This window comes from Streptomyces sp. KMM 9044, assembly GCF_024701375.2.
Lineage (GTDB): Bacteria > Actinomycetota > Actinomycetes > Streptomycetales > Streptomycetaceae > Streptomyces.
The window spans coordinates 175,423-193,970 of sequence record NZ_CP113910.1; the positions used below are offsets into that span (position 1 = coordinate 175,423).

The 18,548-nt window shown below is 72.8% G+C and carries 15 protein-coding genes; 4 read left to right on the top strand and 11 right to left on the bottom strand.

Annotation, left to right across the window (positions count from 1 at the left end):
• The first annotated feature begins 79 nt into the window (after positions 1-79).
• Positions 80-562 (top strand): MSMEG_6728 family protein, encoded by a 483-nt coding sequence (locus HUV60_RS00840; protein WP_257852924.1) that lies wholly within the window; start codon positions 80-82, stop codon positions 560-562.
• A gap of 119 nt (positions 563-681) precedes the next feature.
• Here the strand turns inward: HUV60_RS00840 and HUV60_RS00845 are convergent, their stop codons facing one another.
• The 6 genes from HUV60_RS00845 to HUV60_RS00870 all read right to left on the bottom strand — a co-directional run bounded on the left by HUV60_RS00845 (position 682) and on the right by HUV60_RS00870 (position 6,525).
• The gene (locus tag HUV60_RS00845; protein WP_257852922.1) at positions 682-1,968 is read right to left on the bottom strand and encodes an ABC transporter substrate-binding protein; all 1,287 of its coding nucleotides are present in this window, start codon (positions 1,966-1,968) and stop codon (positions 682-684) included.
• A complete protein-coding gene (locus HUV60_RS00850) occupies positions 1,965-3,107 on the bottom strand; it encodes a branched-chain amino acid ABC transporter permease (protein ID WP_257852921.1) in 1,143 nt (380 codons plus the stop codon). The genes HUV60_RS00845 and HUV60_RS00850 overlap by 4 nt, the downstream gene beginning before the upstream one ends.
• Positions 3,100-3,996, bottom strand: a complete 897-nt coding sequence (locus tag HUV60_RS00855) for a branched-chain amino acid ABC transporter permease (RefSeq protein ID WP_257852919.1) — start codon at positions 3,994-3,996, stop codon at positions 3,100-3,102. Before HUV60_RS00855 ends, HUV60_RS00850 begins: the two co-directional genes overlap by 8 nt.
• The gene (locus HUV60_RS00860; protein ID WP_257852918.1) at positions 3,993-4,796 is read right to left on the bottom strand and encodes an ABC transporter ATP-binding protein; all 804 of its coding nucleotides are present in this window, start codon (positions 4,794-4,796) and stop codon (positions 3,993-3,995) included. Before HUV60_RS00860 ends, HUV60_RS00855 begins: the two co-directional genes overlap by 4 nt.
• Positions 4,793-5,605, bottom strand: a complete 813-nt coding sequence (locus tag HUV60_RS00865; protein ID WP_257852917.1) for an ABC transporter ATP-binding protein — start codon at positions 5,603-5,605, stop codon at positions 4,793-4,795. The genes HUV60_RS00860 and HUV60_RS00865 overlap by 4 nt, the downstream gene beginning before the upstream one ends.
• Before the next feature lie 167 nt (positions 5,606-5,772).
• Positions 5,773-6,525 (bottom strand): TioE family transcriptional regulator, encoded by a 753-nt coding sequence (locus tag HUV60_RS00870; RefSeq protein WP_257852916.1) that lies wholly within the window; start codon positions 6,523-6,525, stop codon positions 5,773-5,775.
• 57 nt (positions 6,526-6,582) lie between these two features.
• Between HUV60_RS00870 and HUV60_RS00875 the strand changes: the two genes are divergently transcribed.
• Positions 6,583-7,914 carry an erythromycin esterase family protein gene (locus HUV60_RS00875; protein WP_443047199.1) on the top strand — a complete coding sequence of 444 codons (1,332 nt, stop codon included), beginning with the start codon at positions 6,583-6,585 and terminating at the stop codon, positions 7,912-7,914.
• Positions 7,915-8,243: 329 nt separating this feature from the next.
• Here the strand turns inward: HUV60_RS00875 and HUV60_RS00880 are convergent, their stop codons facing one another.
• The 3 genes from HUV60_RS00880 to bdeA form a co-directional block, all read right to left on the bottom strand.
• Positions 8,244-9,497: a PucR family transcriptional regulator gene (locus HUV60_RS00880; protein WP_257852915.1), complete on the bottom strand. Its 1,254-nt coding sequence runs from the start codon at positions 9,495-9,497 to the stop codon at positions 8,244-8,246.
• Between the two features lie 144 nt (positions 9,498-9,641).
• Positions 9,642-12,560, bottom strand: a complete 2,919-nt coding sequence (locus HUV60_RS00885) for a helix-turn-helix transcriptional regulator (protein ID WP_257852914.1) — start codon at positions 12,558-12,560, stop codon at positions 9,642-9,644.
• A gap of 223 nt (positions 12,561-12,783) precedes the next feature.
• Positions 12,784-13,722 carry a bis(hydroxyethyl) terephthalate hydrolase gene (bdeA, locus tag HUV60_RS00890; RefSeq protein WP_257852912.1) on the bottom strand — a complete coding sequence of 313 codons (939 nt, stop codon included), beginning with the start codon at positions 13,720-13,722 and terminating at the stop codon, positions 12,784-12,786.
• Positions 13,723-14,173: 451 nt separating this feature from the next.
• On the opposite strand from bdeA, the gene HUV60_RS00895 reads away from it, so the two are divergent.
• Positions 14,174-14,314 (top strand): hypothetical protein, encoded by a 141-nt coding sequence (locus tag HUV60_RS00895; protein WP_257852911.1) that lies wholly within the window; start codon positions 14,174-14,176, stop codon positions 14,312-14,314.
• 192 nt (positions 14,315-14,506) lie between these two features.
• Here HUV60_RS00895 and HUV60_RS00900 read toward each other — a convergent pair whose 3' ends face one another.
• Positions 14,507-16,210 carry a hypothetical protein gene (locus HUV60_RS00900; RefSeq protein WP_257853193.1) on the bottom strand — a complete coding sequence of 568 codons (1,704 nt, stop codon included), beginning with the start codon at positions 16,208-16,210 and terminating at the stop codon, positions 14,507-14,509.
• Between the two features lie 280 nt (positions 16,211-16,490).
• On the opposite strand from HUV60_RS00900, the gene HUV60_RS00905 reads away from it, so the two are divergent.
• Positions 16,491-17,312 (top strand): SAM-dependent methyltransferase, encoded by an 822-nt coding sequence (locus HUV60_RS00905; protein ID WP_257852910.1) that lies wholly within the window; start codon positions 16,491-16,493, stop codon positions 17,310-17,312.
• Positions 17,313-17,453: 141 nt separating this feature from the next.
• Here the strand turns inward: HUV60_RS00905 and HUV60_RS00910 are convergent, their stop codons facing one another.
• Positions 17,454-18,386 carry a helix-turn-helix domain-containing protein gene (locus tag HUV60_RS00910; RefSeq protein WP_257852909.1) on the bottom strand — a complete coding sequence of 311 codons (933 nt, stop codon included), beginning with the start codon at positions 18,384-18,386 and terminating at the stop codon, positions 17,454-17,456.
• Positions 18,387-18,548: the final 162 nt, after the last annotated feature.

The window sequence follows — 18,548 nt, forward strand, 5'->3', positions numbered from 1 at the left end:
ACCGCGGCGTAAGGGGAACTGCGACGGGGTGGGCCGCGCGTTCCGCGGCCACGGTGACCCCAGCCCCCGGGACGGCCCGATGCAGACGTTCCTGCCCTATCCAGGCTTCCAGCGGTCGGCGTCGGTACTCGACCGCCGTCGGCTCGGCAAGCAACGGGTGGAGGCCCTCCAGGTCCTGCGCGGCCTGATCGTGCCGGGCTACGGGTGGCGCCGGCATCCGGCGGTTCGCATGTGGACCGGCTACGAGGAGGCGCTGGTGCGTTACGGCCTCGAGATCTGCCGGGTCTGGCGCGACCGGGGGCACCAGGACAACTGCGCCGCCACGCTCGTCGCCGATCTGGCCACCGTCCGGCCCGGCGCACCGGTGCGCGGTCAGGGGGAACTGGCCGAGGCGGGTGAACTGCCACCCTGGATCGGGGACGACGCCCTGCACCGCAGCCACCGTTCGGCCCTGGTACGCAAGGACCCGGCCTTCTACACGGAGTGCTTCCCCGGGGAGCCGGACGACCTGCCGTACGTCTGGCCGGCCTCGGACCGTTCTCCCCGGGTCCTCCCCGGCTGAGGCCACCGTTCCGTCACCTTCGCACCGCCCGTTCTCTGCCCCGCTCCGAACGCACGGACGCCCCGGCGTTCCCCTCCGCGGGGTCCGCCGGGGCGGACCGGACGGTAGGCGCGGTGCGCCTACCGTCCGGACAGGTACTCCTCGACGCCCGGTGCGGTGTACGCGTCCTCGGCGTTCACCACGGCACCCGTCGCCTTCGCGTCGGGCTTGAGGACGTACGTCTCGACGCTCGCCGGGCGGTCGACGTCGGAGAAGTTCTGTGCGGTGCCGAGGCCGATGTCGGCGTTCTTCTGTGAGCGGTGCGCCTTGACGACGTCCTCACGGCTGAGGCCGCCGGCATCGCAGGCCGCCTTCAGGTCGGCACCCATGAGCTGTGCGGCGTTGTAGCCGGACAGCACGCCGGAGTCGACGGGCGAGTCCGGGTACTTCTTCTTGTACGAGGTCACCATGCGCTGGACCATCGGCAGTTCGGAGCTGACCGCGGGTGCGGCGCTCACCACGTGCAGCATGGCGGCCAGGGCCGGCGCGGCCGGGGTCTCCATGAGCTGGGGCGCGTAGCCCGGTGCGCTGCTGACGACGGGGACGCTCAGACCGCGGGAGGCGGCGACGCCGACGAGGGAGGCCGTCTGGGCGGGTCCGGCACTGATCAGGACGGCCTTGACGCCCTCCTTGCCCAGGGCGGAGACCTGTGCGGACAGGTCGGTGTCCGTGGCCTGGATCTTCTGCCCGGCGATTTTCAGTCCGGCCTGTTCGGCCGCCCAGGTGGAGCCTTCCAGCGCGTTGGCGCCGTAGTCGCCCTCGAAGTAGACGTGACCGATGGTGTCACCCTTCTTCACTCCCTTGGTGCGGGTGAGGAAGTCGACCGCGGCGATCATGTCGATGTCGTAGGTGGTGCCGAGGACCTGAATGGCGTCCTTCCCGAGCAGGGATGCGGCCCAGGCCTGCGGGAAGGTGAGCACCTTGTCGCGCTCGATGTCGTCGAGCAGGGCCGCGACGACGGGCGAGCCGATGACCTGGGGCAGGGCGACGACGTCCGGCGCGATGTCGGCGTAGGCGGTCACCGCCTTCTGCACGTCGTAACCGTGGTCCTTGACGACGATCTCGATCTTGCGGTCGCAGATGCCGCCGTCGGCGTTGGTCTCGTCGGCCCACATCTGCTGGACCTGCACGATGCTCTTGCCGAGCGTGGCGTACGGGCCGGTGAGGTCGGTGAGGGCGCCCAGCCGGATGGTGTCGGCGCTGACGCCGGGGCCGGTGCGGACGCCGTCGGCGGATTCGCTGCCCCCGTTGCCGTCGTCCGCCTTGGAACTGCACCCGGTGGCCGCGAGCAGCAGGACGAGGGCTCCGGCGAGGGCGGCGCCGCTGGTGCGGCGCCGGGTGCGGGGCCGGTGATGCATGGTGTTCACGGGGTGTGCTCCTTGGGTCGTGCGGCTGCGGCCGGTTGCGGTGGTGTCTGGGCTGGGTCGGTGGCGGGGGCTCGGGTGCGTCGGCGCCGTACGCGGTCGCGGGCCCGGCGGGCCAGCCCGTGCAGGCCGTCGGGCGCGTACAGCAGGACGAGGACGATCGCGGCCCCGTAGAGGTAGCGGGCGGCCTCGGTGGGGCCGAGGGAGCCGTCGCCCGAGCCGGGGGCTGCCACCAGGGGGAGTTGGTCGGCGTAGCGGGCCATGAGCAGCGGGAGCGCGGTGACGAAGACGGCTCCCGCGGTGGCTCCGGCGGCGGAGCCGAGCCCGCCGATGACGATCATGGCGAGGTAGTCCACGGAGAGGACCAGGGAGAAGTAGTCCGGGACGACCCGGCGGAAGGAGAGGGCGAGGAGAACACCCGCGAGCCCTGCGTACATGGACGACACCACGAAGGCCGCCGAACGGTGGCGGGCGACGTCGACGCCCATCACGGCGGCCGCGGTCTCGCTGTCGCGCAGGGCGGCGAGCGCCCGCCCGGGGCGCCCGCGCAGCAGACCGCGGGCGGTGAACCAGGTGACCGCGAACAGCGCCAGGCCCAGGAACCACAGCCGCTCCTCCGCGCCGAACGGCACACCGAGCACGGTGAGTTCGGGGCCGTCGGCACCGAAGGTGAAGCCGCCGAGGTTGAGCGGGGGCACGGAACGGCCGTTGAACCCGCCGGTAACGCCGTCGGCGGTCAGCAGCACGTGGTGGCCGAGGAAGACCAGCGCGAGGGTGGCGATGCCCAGGTAGATGCCGCGCACCCGGGCGGCGACGGGGCTGAACAGCCCGCCCGCCGCGCCGGTCAGCAGGACCGCGAGGAGGGCGGCGAGGGCGGTCGGCAGTCCCGGGCCGGGCTCGCCCGCGAGCCAGGTGTAGCCGTAGGCGCCGACGGCGAGGAAGAAGGCGTGGCCGAGGGAGAGCTGTCCGGCGGTGCCGGTCAGCAGGGCGAGACCGATGGCGCCGATGGCGGCCGCCATGGAGAACAGGCCGATGCGCAGCCAGAAGGCGTCCAGGTAGAACGGCGGGAGGCACAGGACGACGGCGAGGAGTGCCATCCGTGCCCCCCGGCCGGTCAGGACTGTGGGGATGCGGTCAGACACGGGCTGCTCCCTTCGCGCCGAACAGTCCGGTGGGCCGTACCAGGAGCACCAGCAGCATCACTGCGTACGGGGCGACGTCGCCGAAGCCCTCACCGAGGACGTGCAGGTCCGACTGGTAGCCGACGACCAGTGCCTCGGTCAGGCCGATGAGCAGGCTGCCCGCGAGGGCTCCGGTCGGGGAGGCGAGGCCGCCGAGGATCGCCGCGGGGAAGGCGTTGAGCGCGATCAGGCCGGTGCTGCGTTCCAGGCCGGGTGCCGGGAAGGCGGCGAGGAACACGGCGGCGAGTGCGGCGAGCGCGCCCGCCAGGCACCAGGCGATCGCGCGGACCCGGCCGAGCCGTACGCCCATGAGGGACGCGGCCTCGATGTCCTCGGCCGCCGCCCGCAGGGACAGCCCCCAGGAGGTGAACCGGAAGAGCGCGAACACGCCGCCGATGACCACGGCGGACACCACGATCGCCGCGAGCCGGCTGTCGGCGACGGTCACCGGGCCGAGTTCGGTCACGGCGTCGCCCCAGGGGTCGCCGAGGTTCAGCAGGTCGCCGCCGATGCGCCGGGCCAGGTCGGTCAGCAGGACGATGTCGATGCCGATGGTGACGATGGTCTGCACATGGGCGGAGTGTGCGTCCTGTCCGCCGCGTTGCAGCAGGAACCGGTCGAGGGCGCCTGCGAGGGCGGCGGTGGTGAGGACCGCCAGTGCCAGCGCGCCGGCGAAGCCGAGGTCGTCGTGGAGGACGGCGGTCAGGTAGCCGCCGAACAGGAGCAGGGAGCCGTGGGCGAAGTTGAGGACGCCGGACGCCTTGAAGATGACGACGAAGCCGAGGGCGACCAGTGCGTAGACCGCGCCGAGGGCGATGCCGCCGAGGATGTTGTCCAGGAATACGGTCATGCCGCGTCCTCCCCCTTGGTGTCGGTGCCGAGGTAGGCGCGCAGCACCTCGGGGTCACGGCGGACCTCGTCGGGGGTGCCGTGGGCGATGGACCGGCCGAAGTCGAGCACGGTGACGTCGTCGGCGAGGCGCATGACCAGTCCCATGTCGTGTTCCACGAGGACCACGGACAGGCCGAGTTCGGCCCGCAGTTCGCCCACGACCTCGGCGGTACGGGCGCGTTCGGTGGCGTTCATGCCGGCCACCGGCTCGTCGAGCAAGAGCACGCGTGGCTCCAGACAGAGGGCGCGGGCGAGTTCCACGCGTTTGCGGTCGCCGTACGACAGGAGGGTGACGGGGCTTTCGAAGTGGGCACCGAGGCCGGTCAGTTCGGCGATCTCGCGGGCTCGTGCGAGGTGTTCGCGCTGTTCGCGCACGGCGCCCGGCAGACGCAGGGCGGTGGCGGCGAAGCCCGCGCGGGTCAGGGCGTGGCGGCCGAGCATCAGGTTGTCGGCGACCGTGCCGTGGGTGGTGACGATGTTCTGGAAGGTGCGGGCCACGCCGAGTGCGGCGATGCGGTGCGGGGCCAGCCGGGTCAGTTCGGTACCGCCGAGGGTCACCGTGCCGGCGGCCGGGCGGCACAGGCCGGACAGCACGTTGAAGCAGGTCGACTTGCCGGCGCCGTTGGGTCCGATGATCGCGTGCACCGTGCCGGGTGCGACGGTGAGGGAGACGGTGTCGAGGGCGGTGAGTCCCGCGAAGCGCACGGTGACGTCCCGTACGTCGAGCACGGGCGGTGCGGTGGTGGTGCGGTCGTTCACGCCGCCCCCCGGCCCTCGGCCACCCGGTCGTCGGCCGTCTGGTCCTCGGCCGCCTCGCCCAGGTAGAGGCGTCGTACGGCGTCGGTGCGGGAGAGTTCGTCGGCGGGGCCGGACAGGCGGGTCTCCCCGACCTCGAGGACGTGGGCGTGGTCGGCGAGGGAGAGTGCCATACCCGCGTTCTGTTCGACCAGGAGCACGGCGGTGCCCTGGGTGTTGATCTCGCGGATCACCTCGGCGATCCGGTACACCATCTGCGGTGCGAGGCCGAGGGACGGTTCGTCGAGGAGCAGCAGGCGGGGAGCGGCCATCAGTGCGCGGCCGATGGCGAGCATCTGCTGCTCGCCCCCGGACAGCAGCCCCGCGGCCTGGTGAGTGCGCTCTGCGAGCCGGGGGAAGAGCGTGAACACGCGCTCCCGTGCCTCGTGGACCTGGGCCCGGCCCCGACGGCCTAGTCCGAGTCCGCCGCTGCGCAGGTTCTCGTCGACCGTGAGCCCGGCGAACACCCGCCGTCCCTCCGGGACCTGGACGACTCCGGCGCGTACCGCCCTCACGGGGTCCTTGCCGTCGAGCACGGTGTCGCCGTAGCGGATGCGGCCGGCCGTGATGGCACCGCGGTGCAGGCGCAGGGTGCCGGACACGGCCCGCAGCAGGGTCGTCTTGCCCGCACCGTTGGCGCCGAGCAGGGTGACGACGCCGCCGTGCGGCACGGTGAGCGACACGGAGCGGAGGGCGGACAGGGCGCGCCCGTACGTCACGTCGACGTTCTCGACGTGGAGCGCGGGCCGGTCGTCCGGTGGTGCTTCGGGCATCACGGCTCCTCGGGGCCGTACCGCACGGCGGCGACGGCTTCGACGGGAAGGGGAGCTCACGACAGCACGGGCGCGGGCGGGCGGAACAGGCTTCCGGCCCCGCTCGCTGCGACGTCCCAACGGGGGCGCGCGGGGGTTGTGCGGCTGCCCAGGGACGGTCCCGGGTCTCAGCCTCGGGCGCGCAGGTACGCGTCCAGTTCGGCGGCTCCGGTCAGCATCGTCCGCCCGCGGGCGGACAGCCGGGCGTGCCAGTCCTGGAGGGTGGCTTCCAGGGGCTCGAGGCCCCCGGCGGACCGCACCTGGGCGATGAACGGGGCGATCTGCCCCAGCAGGTAGCCGCCCCGCCGGAGCTGGTGGACGAGGCGGGCGTCCCGTACGTCGGCCTCGTCGTAGACGCGGTAGCCGGTCAGCGGGTCGCGGCGCGGGCTCACCAGTCCGGCGCGCTCCCACTTGCGCAGCGTCGCGGGCCGGAGGCCGAGCCGACGCGCCAGTGGCCCGATGAACGTGCCGTCGGTGCCGGGCACCGCGCGGGACACCGGGCCCGGCACCGGGCCGGGCCGCTCCGTGCCGGGCGCCAGGTCACCAAGAGTCCGCTCCACGGCGCGGAGTGTGCGGCGGTCCTCGAGCAGTTGGGCGTGACTCTCGTCGACGATCCGCAGCGCCTCGTCGACCGCTTCCTGGTTGACGGCGCGCATGATCGCCGTCGCCGTCGCGTGGCCGTGGCCGGGTACCAGGGCGCGGAACGCGGCCAGGGCCTGCGCGTGCAGCGGGGTGTAGGTGCGGTAGCCGTGGGGGGTGCGGTCGGCGGGCGGGAGAATGCCGGCCTTCTCATAGTTCCTGACGGCCTGCGTGGACAGACCGTGCCCGCGTGCCAGGTCGACCGGTCGAAGTCGCCCCCCACTTTGAAGGTTTTGCCCCATGGAACCAACGGTATCGCGGAAAGTTTCCACTGGAAGTTCAGCGATAGCGTTGACGGCGTGACTATTCGCATCGAGGACGTCGTCCGTGCCGCGGACGCCGGGAGCGTCAGGGAGCTGCTTCCCGGCCGGCCGCGCGTGCTCGCGCCCGGGGAACCCACACACGGTGAGAACGCTCTGCTGGGCCTGCGCAACGAACTGTTCCGACAACTTGTCGAGCAGGAGGGCTACCGGACGATCGCGAGCGAGAGCGACTGCCTCATGGGCCTGGTCGTGGACGACTACGTCACCTCGGGCACGGGCGCCCTCGACGAGGTGGTGGAGCGCGGATTCAGCCACGGCTGGGGCGCCTTCGCGGCGAACCGCGAACCCGTGTGCTGGATGCGGGAGTACAGTGACGGCCGACCCGTGTCCGAGCGGCTCCGTTTCGCCGGTTTCGACGGCCCGCTGGAGATCAGCGGCGCCGCGAGCCCCAGGCAGGCCCTCACCGCACTTCACGGCTACCTCGCCGCCCGGGTCGCCCCGGACCTGCTCCCCTGCGCCTCGGAAGCACTGGACCGTCTGCTCGGCGCCGACGACCGGTGGACCCGTCCCACCGTCATGATGGAACCGGCCCGGTCCGTGGGGCGGTCGGCAGAGGCCGGGGAACTGCTGCTGCTCGCCGACGACCTGGTGGCGCTGCTCGACGCCGAGACGCCGCATCTGATCGCGGCGACCTCGCGGGACGACTGGGACCGGGCGCGCCTGCACGGGCGCACCGCCACCGGCCTGCTGCGCTACCACTACTGGCTGGCCGGCACCTCACCCGGCCGCATGACACGGCTGCTGGGCCAGCGGGACCGGATGATGGCCGACCACCTCCTCTCTCGCCGAACGGGGCCCGGTCCTGGTCTTCGCCCACAACAGCCATCTCCAGCGGCACAAGAGCACGATGCGCATGTGGGACCAGCCGCTGCTGAGATGGTGGAGCGCCGGCGCGCTCGTGAGCGCCTGCCTGGGCGAGAAGTACGCCTTCCCGGCCACGGCTCTCGGCACCATCCGCCACCAGGGAGTGGACACCCCGTCCCTGGACACCGTCGAGGGAGTGCTGTACGCGCTCCCTCAGGACCCCTGCCTCATCGGCGGCCCCCGGCTGGCCGGCCTCCTCGACTCTGTTGCTCCATTGCGGAGAGTGACGCCGCCCCGTCGACGGGGCGCAGGGAACGGGCCTCGCGAGGAAGCGGTCCGGCCCCGGCCGGCCCCTCTCGGACGCGGTGCGTGCCCCTCCCCCGAATAGAGCAGCAGAGTCCTCCTCGACTCTGCTGCGCAATTACCCGGCGTGATGACGCCGTGCCGATACGGCCTTCAGAGCGCGTCGCAGATGCAGGCAGGCCGGGCGCGGCCGAGCCCTGAAAGCACGGCACGTGATCGCTCGCCGAATTGAGCAGAAGAGTCCTCCTCGGCGACAAAGTGCCCCCCGCCCGCGTGTCGCCGTGGTTCGGGTACAGCCCGTTCGACCCGGCCCGCCTGGAGGAACCGACGGGGTCCTGTTCGTCGGGGACGTCCCGGAACGCCGGAGGACGGCCCCCCCTCCCGGGCGAAGCCGAGAGGGTGAAGTGACGACAACGCGGCCGGGGGCACCCCCTGCTCGAAGAGCTGGGGAAGTGTGTGCCGGATCACGCGTCCTCGGCATGATCCACCGGACGGGCCCCGAGGCGTACGGCCCGCCCCGGGGGGGCCGGTCAGCGTGGGAGGAGCCTGCGGGCGGTCAGGGCGAGGGTGACCTCGACCAGGTCGAAGGGGCGGGAAAGGGAACGTCCGGTCAGCTGTTCGTAGCGGCGCAGGCGGTTGAGGACGGTGTTGCGGTGGCAGTACAGCAGTCTGCTCGCCCGCTGGGCGGACCCGTCGCAGGCCAGCCAGGTCGCCAGGGTGTCCAGCAGGACCTCCGCGTCGGCGGGCTCCAGCCGTGCCAGCGGGCCGAAGAGCCGGTCGGCCAGGGCGGCGCCGAGGTTGGGGGAGGACACCACCAGGGCCGCCGGCAGGTGTTCCGTCAGCCGGACCGTGCCGCCGGTCTCCGGGCACAGGCTCAGCGCGGTGTCCGCCAGCCTGCGTGCCTCGCCCACCGCGGCGAGCCCTTCGACGGCGCTGCTGACACCCGCCCGTACGCCCGGCGGCTGCTCGTCCGCCACCACCGGCTCCGCGTCGTCCTGGACCAGAACGATGCCGTGGTCGGCGTCCACGCCTGTGTGCCAGTGCACGCGCACACCGGGAGCGAGCACTGCCTGGGCACGGGGACAGGCGGCGAACCGGCCGCCGCCGACCGCGACGACCACGTACCGGCCGTGCTCCGGCAGGTCCAGTGCCAGCGCGGCCTCGGGCAGGTCGACGATCCGGCTGGTCCCGTCGAGCAGCGCCGCGGCCAGCAGCCGCACCCTGTTCTCCCTCCGCCAGGACATCTGACGCTCGGTCTGCCGGTAGGCGTCCGCCACGACGATGCAGTGCTCGTCGACGAAGTTCCACACGTCGGCCGCCACGTGCACCAGCAGCCGTACGTCCTCGGGGGCTGTCCGTGAGGTCTCGTCGACCAGGCTCTGCCACACCAGGGAGCCGCCCAGCCGGAAGGCGTGCAGCAGCGCGTCCAGCGGCAGCCCCTGTCCGGCGCGGGTGGCGCCGATCTTCCAGGAGCAGCGACGGGCCGCGTCCCGGACACCGCGCGGGTCGAGAAGCGCGGAGACGCTGTGCCGCAGCGAGCGGTGCACCTCCTGCCAGATCTCGGTGGCGTCGTTCTCGATCGCCGACCGGTAGGCGGGCTCCTGGTCCTGGAGCAGGGCGACCAGCTGGTCGGAGAGCCGGGGCAGGTCGTCGAGCAGCACCCGGGCGGCCCGGTGCAGCACACCCAGTGCGTCGGCGTCGATCAGTGACCGCACACGCGGTGCCCGCGGTGCGGGCACGGGTCCGGGGCGCGGCAGGCTTCGTGGCCGTACGGCGTGTTGCATCGCGCATCTCCCCCAGGGTCGGCTTTCCCGGTGGCGCCCGCGTGGCGGTCCCCGTACCGGCTCCACGGCCGGCCGTGGAGCCGGTGAGCGGACCGCCACCCGACTCGTCCTGCCCCGAAGGATGACATACCGTCCGGTCGGTCCCTAGAGTTGTGCACCGGTCTTTTCCGCCTGTTCGACCAGTCGGACCAGCTCGACCCGGGAGCGGACGCCGAGCGTGGCGAAGACGTTGCGCAGGTGGTAGTCCACGGTGCGGGTGCTGACGGACAGGCTCAGCGCCACCTCCCGGTTGGTGGCCCCTTCCGCGACGCACCGTGCGATCCGCAGTTGCTGCGGGGTCAGCCGGGACAGGCCGCGCGCGCCGTGCCGGGACGCTTCGCCCGTTCCCGGCCCGTTCGGCGCCACGCCGTTGGCGCGCAGTTCCGCGGCCGTCTGGTGTGCCCAGAGCTGCGCGCCGCAGCGCTCGAAGTCGGCCAGCGCTTCCCCGAGCCGGGCGCGGGCTTCTCGCAGTCTGCGCCGGCGGCGCAGCCACTTGCCGTGCAGCAGTCCGGTACGGGCCCGTTCGAAGTCGCCGAACGTCTCGTCGTGCCGGTCCAGGGCGCGCAGGTACAGCTCGTCGGCGTCCTCCGGTGCGGCCAGCAGGGCGCGGCAGCGCAGTAGCTGGGCGGGGGCCTGCGGGTCGGCACCGCTGCCGGCCCACAGCTCGAACTCCTCGACCACCGCGCGGGCGTGCTCGGGCCGCCCGGCCAGTGCGGCGGCCTCCACGAAGCAGGGGACGGCGAGCATCCACACCGCGAAGTGGCCGCGCCGCGCGCCGGGACGGACCAGCGGGCCGAGCCGGTCGGCAGCCGCCTCGGGGCGGCCCGCACCCAGATCGGCGCGGGCCGCCGCCCACTGGGCGAGCAGGGCTGCCTGGGCCAGGCCGTGCCGGCGGGCCGTGGTGAGCGCCGCCGTCGCGTGCTCGGTGACGCGCGTCCGGTCGCTCTCAATCGATGCCGCCAGCGCCAGTACGGCGTGGTGGTGGGCGGCCGTGTTCCGCTGTCCGGCCCGGCGCGCGGCACGCAGCCCCTCCTCGGCGTGGGTACGGGCCAGTTGGTGGCAGCCTGCGCGCAGCTCGGCGTAGGCCAGGTACTCCAGGGCTCGCGGTTCCAGGGACGCGGCGCCCAGCGTGCGTGCCGCCGCCAGGGCCCGTGCTCCGGCCCGGCGGGCGGCGGCGACGTCGCCGAGCATGAGGGCTGCTGCGGCCGACCGCAGCAGCCGTTCGGGCTCGGTGGCGGGACGGCCCCGGTCCACCACGCGGGTCAGCGGGTCGGCAGCGAGGTCGAACCGCCCCAGCAGCACGGCGCGCATGCCGTCCCGGTGGTCGCGGAGCAGGGCGGGCAGGGAAGCGGAGGGCCGCGCCGGGACGGTGCCGTGGCGGGCAGGGCCGCCCCGGGATGCCTCCCGTGCCGGCGTCTCCTGCGGACCCGTCGTGGTCGCAGCCGCGGCACGGGGATCGAGCGCCCCCGCGACGGCGGGACAGGCGGAGGCGTCATCGTGGGTGAGAGCCCGGAGACAGGCCTGCCGGTCGCCGGCGGCCCAGGCCGCGTCCGCCGCGCCGAGGACCGCCGCGTCGGCCTCCGCCGGGCTCGGGCCCGCCAGGATGCGGGCTGCGAGCAGGAAGGACTCGCGGGCGTCGTCGACCGGGCCGTCGGCCAGGAGCACTCTGCCCCGGAGCAGTTCGGCGCGGCCACGTACCGGTGCCGGTGCCGGCCGGCTTCCGGCGGCGTCGAGCAGGCGCAGTGCCCCGCGCGGATACCCGGCGAGGAGAGCCTGTTGGGCGGCGGCTGTGTACCGCAGTGCCCGCTGCGCGTCGTCCGGCGTCAGTTCGGCGGCCCGCACCTGCGCCGTACGACGCAGGGAGGACGGTATGCCGGAGGTCAGGTCGGTGACCGCGCGCTCAAGTCGGGTGGCCAGGGCCGCGTCGGGGCCGAGGACGGTCCATGAGAGGTGCAGCAGTGCGGGCACGCCATGCGGGTCGGGGTGCGCCGCGGCCAGCGCGCGGTGCGCGGCGCGGCGGCGTTCGGACGGCGCACCGGCGTACACCGCCCTGCCGAGCAACGGGCTGCGGAACCGGAGCCGGCCCTCGGAGACCGTGACCAGCTCGGGCTCCTTCGGCGGCTCGGACGGTTCGGGCGGTCCGTCGTCCTCCCGGCCGCCGTAGCCGCTCGTCGCCCGCCGTACGAGTGCGGCCTCGGCATCCTCCTCCCCCGTGGCACGCATCGCCGCGGCGACGGCCAGCAACAGGCCAGCCCGATCGGGCTGTCGGCCGCTCAGGCATCCGCCCGCGACAGCGGTCAGCGTCACGGCGTCGGCCAGAGGGCGGGGCAACGCGTGGTCGCCTCGGAGCTGGGCCGGCGAGAGGCGGTGGGCCAGGGCCAGCAGCAGCGCGGGATTGCCCTGCGCCTCGGTCACCAACTCGTCGCGGACGACCGGGTCGACCGCGCCGTCCGTCAGATCGTGCAGCAGACCCGCCGCGTCCCCGGGCGTGAGCGGGGCGAGCTCCAGTACCGGAAGCCCCTCCAGTTCCTTTCCCACGGGCTGGTGTCCGGGCACGCTGACGAGCAGACCCACCCGGTGGACGCCGTCCGCCGCGTGCACGCACGCCGCCGCCCGGCCCAGCGCCGCGCGCGAGGCGGTGTCCCACAGGTGCGCGTCGTCCACGCACACCAACAGGGGCGATCGGGCGGACGCCGCCCGCATGATGTCCAGGAGCACCTCCCCGCCCGCCGTGCCCTCGCCAAGGACGCGCCCGGCGTGACCGGCGGCGCGCAGCAGGGTGCGCAGACCACTGTGGGGCTGCGGAGACCAGGTCGGTTCGGTGCGGACGTGCCACACCGGTCCGGCGTGGAAGGAGCGTGCCGCGAACTCCAGGAAGGCCGTACGACCGCCGCCGGGTTCGCCGGTCACGACGCGGGCACCGCCGTCGGTGCGCAGTCCGTCCAGCAGCGCGGCGAGCGCCTGCCGGCGAGGTCCCGCGCGGTACCGGAGCGGAGCGGGTCCACGGATCGTCTGTCCGGTCATTTCCACGACGTTACTCACGCGTAAGAACTGGTGGAAGGTGTCCGTCCGGGTGCCGGAGGCAGCTCATCCGCCGTTCCACCAGCGGATTCTCGTGGCGTGTCCGGTGGACTTCGTGTGCCGCCGCCCAACTGGGAAGCCTCTCGGTGGTGCACGCGCACAACGCCGGTGGCGGCCCGCACCGTACGCGGGCCGCCACCGGAGCCTGCCGGTGTCCGACGGGACGTCAGGAGGTGTGCGGACAGTTGCCCCGCGCCTCCTCGATCGTGAGACTCCGCTGCGGCAGCGGGCACAGGAACTGCTCATAGCGGGTGTCGTTGTCGATGAACCGCTTCAGCCACGAAATGCTGTACTTCGCGATCGTCGTGTTGCTGGAGGTGGGCGTGGAGTGGGAGGCGTTGTTCAGCTCCAGGTAGGCCCGGTCGAGGGAGGACGGCAGGCCGGTGTAGAGCGGTTCGGCATGGCTGGAGACCGGGGCGACCGTGTCACCGTCGGCCCCGAAGATCAGGGTGGGGGTCCTGACCTCGGGCCATGTCTTGTCGAGGTTCCAGGGCGTCAGCGGAATCGACGCCTGGAGCGAGGGCCGGTCCTTCGTGGCCTCGAGGCTGCCGCCCCCGCCCATCGAGTGGCCCATGACGCCGAGGCGGCTGCTGTCGACACGGCTGCGGACCGAGCTGCGTCCGGTCAGGTAGTCGAGCGCGGCGAGCAGCTGGTCGCCGCGGGAGGCGGGCTGGTCGAGGGTGGTGTTCGTGTCGATGGTGAACACGACGAACCCCTGGGAGGCCAGGCGGGGGCCCAGCCAGGCGATGGAGGACTTGTAGGCGGTGAAGCCGGGCGAGACGGCGATCGCGCCGAACGTGCCGTCGGCGGTGCTGCTCGGGTAGTAGACGGTGCCCCCGCCGAAGCCGGTGACGGAGAGCGAGGAGACCGAGGTCTCGGAGACGGCGTACGGGCCGCGCGACGCCTCGATGCTGGACTCGGTCGGCGCCGGACCGCGCTCGTAGGGGTTGTCCGCGGCGTGTGCGCCGGGACCGGTGAGGGTGCTCAGGCCGACGACGGCCGCGACGGCCGCGGCCAGTCCGGCGAACCGTCCGGTCCTGCCGCGCCGGGTCCGGGAGGGGCGTGCGGTCGGGCCTGCGGTGCCGGTGTGGGGGTGCTGCTGCACGGCGGGTGGTCCTCTCTGTCGCGGCGGTCCGCCCGGTGGCCGGTGCACGGGAGTACGGCGTGGGAAGTGACCGTGCACCGGCCGTGGGCGCCGCCGAGGGACTGGGGGTTGCCACTGTCGGAGAGGAGGGCGCCCGCGCGGACCGGCAATCTCACCGGTCTCATCGGCCCGCCGGGCGAGCGGCAGGGCAGCGGTGACCGACCGGGGGTCCTCGGTGTCCGGCACCGTAGGCGCCGGCAGGGCCGGGGTGGACGAGGAGACGCGGTCACCCGCGGAGTCGGCGCCGGCGGTGGCCGCCGTACGGAAACGCACCCGCCCCGCACATCACCCGCATGGCCCTCCCCGGACGCCACATCGGCCCGCGCCGTGCTCGTATGGAAGCGGCCTGCCTACCCGGAGGGAGCTGGGAATGCACGAGATGTGGTGCGGTGCGGACACTTCGGGGGAGCCTGTGTGGCATGTTCTGACCGTCGACAGAACGACCACGCTGTGCGGGGTCGAGAAGGAGGACGAGCCCCGTCGCCGGGACACGACGGACCGCCACTGCTTCCCCTGCATGGAGTCGTTCCAGGAGGTCGTGGAAGCCCGCTGAGGACCCCGGCACGCCGTTCGCCCCGTTCGCCCCGTTCGCCCCGGACGCCCCGGCGCCGGGGCGCCGGGGCGCCGGGGCGCCGGGGCGCCGGGGCGTCCGGGGCGTCCGGGGCGTCCGGGGCGTCCGGGGCGTCCGGGGCGTCCGGGGTCTTCGGGGCGTCCGGGGTCTTCGGGGTCTTCGGGGTCTTCGGGCTCAGGCGCAGTGGCAACCGTCCCCGGTGGCGCCCGCGTCCGCGCCGGAGGCCGCCGGCCGGGTGTCCAGCCGGCAGAAGCAGGACGCTTCGATCGGCACGTCCGCCAACGCGGCCGCGGCCTTCAGCTGCTGGGCCACGATCGCGGCCTCCCCCGTCCTGCCGGTGCGCGTCAGACACTCGTGGAACCCGTGCAACGCCCAGACGTTCCCCGGGTGTTGCAGTGGCCGGGGCAGGGTGGGATCGAGGCCGAGGTCGGCCCGGTAGACCACCTCCGCCTCGTCCACGCGACCCTGTTCCAGCAGCAGGGCCCCGTACGCGTGCCGGGTGGGCTGCATCCAGCCCCAGGGCTCGTCGTAGGGGAGGTTGTCGTCCAGCTCGATGGACCGCTCCAGTGCGGCGAACGCCTCGTCGTGATCGCCCTTGCGGTAGGCGAGTTCGCCGTCCAGCATCGCGGCGGCGATGGCGAGGATGTCCTGGCAGGTGTTGTTGAACAGCATCCGCGTGTCCGGCACCCGGTCCACCGCGGCGCGAAAGCTCTCCCGCTCCGCCTCGGCCCGGTCGGTCTCGCCGGTCGCCGAGAGGGCGACGCCACGGGCGTAGTGGAGCATCGCCGTGGTCACGCGGTACAGCGTCGGGTCGACGGGGAACGGCAGCGCCAGGATGTCGTCCCAGCGGCCGAAGCGGATGAGGACGTGGAAACGCATCGCCATGAAGCCCTCGAGCCAGTCGGCCATCGGCGGGCTCTGCACCCTGAGCAGTTCCTCGGGGACGGCGGCTTCGAGCTGCGCGGTGGCGTCCAGGGCCACCTCCGAGAGGCCCGCGAACAAGGCGCCGTAGATCCTGAAGTGGTGGTTGTGGGCGCGGTAGAGGGTGTAGAAGTTCATGGCGCCGGACCGCGCGAGGTACTTCTCGTCGGCGGCGATCGCGAGGGTGTTGTCGGACACGACGCGTCGGTAGTCGCCGCACAGCACCTCGAGGTGCGAGGGCATGTGGCGCAGGTGCCCGGCGTCCGGCACGGCGCCGCGCAGCCGGTCGGCGACCATGAGGGCCGCTTCCGGAGTGGGGGACATCTCCATCAGGTGGATGTACAGGTGCAGGATGCCGGGATGCCGGGCGCCGCTGTCACCGGCGAGCGCCCGGTCGAGTACGGCCTTGGCCTCCAGGGTGCGGGCACCCGCGGCGGGGCGGCCGGTCCTCAGGTCCCACAGCTGCCAGGGGGTGAGGTTCATCAGGGCGTCCGCGCAGAGCACGGCGACGTCCGGGTCGTCGGGGGCGCTCTCGTACACCGCGAGCATGCGGTCCGCGTAGGGCTCGTTCCACACCGAGCAGTCCTCGACTGCCCTCTCCTGGGGGTAGCGGGCGCGCAGGGCTCCGATGAGGGCCCGTTCCACGGGCGTGGCTCCCGCGGCCCTCTCGTGCGCCGATTCGACAGCGGTATGGGTGCGTTCGACGCTGCGGACGAGGTCGTCGCTGTCGAAGGCCTCCCAGGGCTTGTTGTAGTTCGGGCCGAGGGCGTAGGCGATGCCCCAATAAGCCATGGCACAGTCGGGGTCGGCCGCGGCCGCCCTCCCGAAGCAGGCGACCGCTTCCTCGTGGTTGAACGCGTAGGTCCACAACAGTCCACGGTCGAACCAGAGTTGAGCCTTGGCCACGGCAGTCGTCACGGGGCGGCGATAGCTGCCCAGGTCGTAGTAGTCGTCCATGGCGTCCATGACTGCCTCCCGGGAAAACGACTGAATCGGCCGGCCTGCCTCGCCCGCCGCACGCGCCGACGGGGATGAAAGAGACGATACCGGCACATCAATGCCGATACAGATCATCGCTCAGTGCGGTCACCCGGTGACAACCGGTGCCGACAACGATGGCCCCGTCATTCCCGCGGGGCCTTGTGCACCGATGCGCTGGCCCCACACGCGCAGCGCCACCTAGGATGTATTTCCTTTCCAGCCAGCCCAGTTGGCGCGGCACTCCGCAGGGGGAACGATGCACACCGGCAATCAGCTGTCCACCGAGATCGACGCAACCGTGCCGACAGCCGCACGCATGTACGACTACTACCTGGGCGGCAAGGACAACTACGCGGCCGACCGCGCCGCCGTGGAAGAGCTCGACAAGGTGGTACCCAGCACGCGCCGCCTGGCTCTGAACAACCGGCGCTTCCTCCAGCGGGCGGTCCGGGTCCTCACGCAGGAGTACGGGATCCGGCAGTACCTCGACCACGGCTCCGGCCTGCCCACCCGGGACAACGTCCACCAGGTCGCCCAGCGCATCGACCCGACCACCCACGTGGTCTACGTCGACAACGACCCGATGGTGCTGGTGCACGGACGCGCACTGCTGGAGCAGGACGAGCGCACGGTGGTCATCCAGGCCGACATGCGGGAGACCGGATCGATCTTCGACCACGCCGAGACGCAGCGCCTGATCGACTTCTCGCAGCCGGCCTGCGTGCTGTTCAACTCCGTGTTCCACTGCATCCCGGACAGCGACACCGACGGCCCGGTCGCCGTGGCCCGCCGGGTCCGGGAACGGCTCGCGCCGGGCAGCTTCCTGGTGATGTGCCAGCTGGTCAGCGAGGACCCCGAAGTCCGCAGATCCGTCACGGAGTTCATGGACCAGGCGACCCAGGGGAACTGGGGCCGGGTGCGTACGGAGCGCGACGTCGCGTCGTACTTCGAGGGTCTGGAGGTCCTGGAGCCGGGCCTGGTGGAGGTGTCCACCTGGCGTCCGGACACCGAAGTGGCGCCCCGTCAGCTCACCCAGGAGTGGATCGAGTTCGGCGGCGTGGGCCGGATCCCGCTGTAGGTTCCCGCGGGCGTATGCCCCTTCCGCGCGGCCCCGCCGAATCCCCTTCCGCGCGGCCCCGCCGAATCCCCTTGTGCGACCCCGGTGATCCGGAGCGGGCAGGGGGCGTTCGCGTCGCGTTCCGGCTCGAGGTGCCGGGTGTTACGAACCGGACTGCGGCTCCGGGTAGCGGTCCCGCATGGTGGCACGCAGCAGGTCAAGGGATTCGCGGGGGCGCAGGGACTCGTCGGCGAGGCGGTCCAGCGCGATCCGGTACTCCTCCGTCTCGTCGAGGTCCTCGAGGAAGTTGGCGCTCTTGATGTGTTCCAGATAGACCACGTCGGGAAGATCGAGACCGCCGAAGCGCAGATACGTCACCGGGATGGCGGGAGCCGACGCGTTCGTCACGCCCAGCGGCACGATCTGCACGGTGACATTGGGGCGCTCGGCCATCCGCACCAGGTGGGCGAGTTGTTCCCGCATCACCTCGGCACTGCCCAGCACACGCAGCAGAATCGACTCGTCGATGACCGCCCACAGCTGCGGGGCACCCTCGCGCATCAGCAACTCGGCCCGCCGCATTCGGAGTTCGACACGACGCTGCACCTCGCTCACCGGCGCGTTGGGCAGGCCGCGCTTCACCACCGCTCGGGTGTAGGCGGCGGTCTGCAGCAGACCGGGGACGTACTGGATCTCAAAGGTGCGGATGGTGGCGGCGGCCTCCTGCAACCCGACCAGCCGGTCGAACCACTCGGGCATCAGCCGCTTGTCGTACCGCTGCCACCAGCCCGGCTCACCGGCCCGCCGGAGCAGTTTGACCAGGACGGAGACCGCGTAGTCGTCAGTGCCGTACAGCTCCAGCAGGGCCCGGACGTCGCTCTCCGTCGGTGGGCGGCGGCCCTTGCCGGACTCGATGCGGGACAGCTTCGCCGCACTGAAGCCGACGGAGCGCGCGGCCTGGTCCTGGGCCAGCCCGGCGTCCTCACGGAAGCCGGCCAACTGCACACCCACCAGCATCTTCAGCAGGGTCGGAGCCGGTTCGGGCCGGTCCAGATAGGGCTCCAGGCGGGAGATACGATGCGACGCGGCGGACATCCTGACTCCCAGCAGGCCGGCACAAGGGCGGTTTACACTATCGCACCTCGCTGTGCCGCAGCGCATGCGTCTCGCGGAAGCCTTACGCGAGTGGCCAGTTGAACTCCACTTCACCGCTCCGGCAGGACGGGCGGCGCGGACCGGGCCGCCCCACCGGGCCGG

Coding starts and splice junctions, on each gene's coding strand:
- HUV60_RS00840 (WP_257852924.1), top strand. CDS start 80: ATGCAGACGTTCCTGCCCTATCCAGGCTTCCAGCGGTCGGCGTCGGTA.
- HUV60_RS00855 (WP_257852919.1), bottom strand. CDS start 3,996: ATGACCGTATTCCTGGACAACATCCTCGGCGGCATCGCCCTCGGCGCG.
- HUV60_RS00865 (WP_257852917.1), bottom strand. CDS start 5,605: ATGCCCGAAGCACCACCGGACGACCGGCCCGCGCTCCACGTCGAGAAC.
- HUV60_RS00870 (WP_257852916.1), bottom strand. CDS start 6,525: ATGGGGCAAAACCTTCAAAGTGGGGGGCGACTTCGACCGGTCGACCTG.
- HUV60_RS00880 (WP_257852915.1), bottom strand. CDS start 9,497: ATGCAACACGCCGTACGGCCACGAAGCCTGCCGCGCCCCGGACCCGTG.
- HUV60_RS00885 (WP_257852914.1), bottom strand. CDS start 12,560: ATGACCGGACAGACGATCCGTGGACCCGCTCCGCTCCGGTACCGCGCG.
- HUV60_RS00900 (WP_257853193.1), bottom strand. CDS start 16,210: ATGGACGACTACTACGACCTGGGCAGCTATCGCCGCCCCGTGACGACT.
- HUV60_RS00905 (WP_257852910.1), top strand. CDS start 16,491: ATGCACACCGGCAATCAGCTGTCCACCGAGATCGACGCAACCGTGCCG.
- HUV60_RS00910 (WP_257852909.1), bottom strand. CDS start 18,386: ATGTCCGCCGCGTCGCATCGTATCTCCCGCCTGGAGCCCTATCTGGAC.